This window comes from Psychromonas antarctica (genome assembly GCF_022267535.1).
In the GTDB taxonomy this organism is placed as follows: domain Bacteria; phylum Pseudomonadota; class Gammaproteobacteria; order Enterobacterales; family Psychromonadaceae; genus Psychromonas; species Psychromonas antarctica.
Map to the genome: position 1 here is coordinate 1 of NZ_JAHNZV010000224.1, position 1,742 is coordinate 1,742.

Consider the following 1,742-nt stretch of genomic DNA (forward strand, 5'->3'; position numbering starts at 1 on the left):
CAGACGGTTGTCGATTTTTTTACGCAAGTCATGCAAATGGATAACTTTACTTTGCGGCAAGAAGCCCTAGAATGAGGGATGGTTCACTTTTATTGGCTAAAAATGAACCCCGAAACTTGAGTTATAAAATATCAATATAAAGCCACTACTTGGATTTTATGCCTATCATCTAAGCGCAATTTGACTTGCTGATTTTGTATCTTGAAGTAACATGAATATATATATATCAATCAAGGAGTCAAAATGGAAGTAGGTGTTAATAACTCAACGCGAGACGTGGTTTCAGATATAAAGGCAAATGAAATGGGGTTTTATGTTGTATCTGCGAAGAAATTTATCATTTTATTTGTCGGTACACTGGGAGTTTACAGTCTTTACTGGTTTTATAAAAACTGGAGCAATTATAAAAAAGAAACTGGTGATAAGGTCTGGCCTGTCGCTAGAAGTTTTTTTTCTATATTCTTTGTGCATAGTTTATTTCAAAAAATGCGTAATAAATATATTCATCAAACCGGAAGAAATTCAAAAAACGTCAATAATCTAGCGACTATTTACGTACTCATTTATATTATTTCTAATGTCAGTGACAGGCTAGCAGGTGATGAAGTTGGCTCTCCTTATACTGATTATATAAGTATCATGCTGTTACCTATTATTTGCTGGGCTTTATATAAAGCACAGTTGCTGGCAAATATAGCTTGCGGTGATGCCAATGGTGATACAAATAATAGACTGACTGCTCTCAATTATTTATGGCTGGCTTTAGGCGGGGCTTTCTGGGTGTTAATCCTTTGGGGGTTAACATTGTAGATACAGTTAACGCAGAAATAACAGCTGCACTATATCGTTTTTTATTACGAAGTGAGAGTGAGATTCGCTATTTTTTTTATCCGTTTATTCTAAACCGAAATAGCGCATCGAATAAATAAGACGGCTGCTACGGGTTAATCTGATCTCTAAAGTCAATGATAAGCATACCTTGTTAGTTTATCAAAACAGCTAGGATAAAATATGACCTTTACGATTTGGTTATCGTTATTCACTATTTGTATTTTGGGCGCGATGTCTCCAGGCCCTAGTTTGGCAATGGTAGCTAAACATAGTTTAGCGGGTGGCCGTGGTAACGGAATTTCCACAGCTTGGGCGCATGCTTCAGGCATTGCTATTTATGCGTTTATCACCCTACTTGGATTAGCGGTGATGTTACACCAGTCCCCATTATTATTTCAGGTTGTCAGCTATAGTGGCGCTTTGTATCTGGCTTATTTGGGGATTAAATCACTCGGTTCAAAAGGGGGCGTAGCTGAAAAACTTGAGTCAGGTAAAACGGTGAGCTTCAGAGAATCAGCAAGAGATGGTTTTTTTATTTCTATGTTGAATCCTAAAATCGCGCTGTTTTTTATTGCCTTATTTAGCCAGTTTGTAACCGTAGGTGAAGAATTAAGTAGTAAAGCTATTATTGTCGTTACGCCATTCTTGGTCGATGGTTTATGGTATACATTTATTGCTTTTATTCTTTCTAATAGTAAGTTACTTGATAAATTACGCTCTCGTGCAGTCTTGATTGATCGTGTTTCAGGTATTGTATTGATTGCATTAGCAATACGTGTATTTATAACTAACCTCAATTCTGGATAAGCTAAACGATACAGTACCGTTATTTACGCGTATTTCTGCGTTAAATCATCTAGCAATAACCAGTTATTGCTGCGATGATTCGCCTTGAACTACGCAAAACTAAC

The 1,742-nt window shown here is 36.7% G+C and carries 2 protein-coding genes; both read left to right on the top strand.

Going from position 1 to position 1,742, the window contains the following annotated elements:
- Positions 1-243: 243 nt before the first annotated feature.
- Positions 244-810, top strand: coding sequence for a hypothetical protein (locus KSO91_RS17110; RefSeq protein ID WP_238744229.1), 567 nt, complete (start codon positions 244-246; stop codon positions 808-810).
- A gap of 201 nt (positions 811-1,011) precedes the next feature.
- Positions 1,012-1,638 carry a LysE family translocator gene (locus tag KSO91_RS17115; protein ID WP_238744230.1) on the top strand — a complete coding sequence of 209 codons (627 nt, stop codon included), beginning with the start codon at positions 1,012-1,014 and terminating at the stop codon, positions 1,636-1,638.
- Positions 1,639-1,742 lie beyond the last annotated feature (104 nt).